General features: G+C 80.5%; 1 pseudogene. It reads right to left on the reverse strand.

Annotated features, from left to right (window positions below):
- Window positions 1-749: pseudogene (locus tag F0Q45_RS28340) on the reverse strand (hypothetical protein); the annotation flags it as partial.

Below are 749 nucleotides of genomic sequence, written 5' to 3' on the forward strand. Positions count from 1 at the left end.
AGGCCGCCCAGCACACCCCCGACCCCGCCCACCACGCCGCCGAGGACCGCCGGCACCACCTGCGGCGCCGCGACCGCGGTCAGGTCGGGAAAGGCGTCCACCAAGCCGGCACCCGGGGTGCTGGGCTGCGCCGCCCCGGGTGGCCACGCCGGGCCGCGGCCGCTCGGGGGCTCCCCGGTCCCCGGGCCCCGATCCCCCGGCGCCAGCGGCGCCGGGCTGGTCGCCGCCTCGGGCGGGCGGGTGCCGACGGGTGCGTCGCCGGGGCCGGTGGCCGGCAGGGCGGCGGGCGACTCGGTCAGCGGGCCCGGCGGCGGGGCCGGTGTGTGCGGCTGGGGCATCGCCTCGGCCCTGGTGTAGCCGGCGAACCCGGCCGTGCACGCCTGATACAGCTGACCCAGCCTGACCTGCGCGTGCACCACCGCCGCCCGCAGCGCTCCCCGGCTGCGCCGATTGGCTTCCTCGGCCACCCGCAGCTCGCGCTCGGCGTCGAGCACCGCCCGCCAGGTCGGGATGTCGGTCGCCGCCGCGCGGAAGTTGCGCACGTGCGCCCCGGCGTGGTCGGCCAGCCCGCGCACATAGTCGGCGTGCCCCCGATACCAGTCCCGCAGCGCCCGGATCCGGGCGGTGGCCGCCTCGGCGCCGCCCGAGGCCCAGTTGTCCTGCGCCGTGTGCAGCGCGGCCCCCAGGTCGTCGGCGGCGCGCTCGAGCCGGCGGGCCTCGGCGCGCAGGCTGGTCTGGGCGCCGTTCCA

The sequence above is a fragment of the Mycobacterium simiae genome (assembly GCF_008370645.1).
Classification (GTDB): domain Bacteria; phylum Actinomycetota; class Actinomycetes; order Mycobacteriales; family Mycobacteriaceae; genus Mycobacterium; species Mycobacterium simiae_A.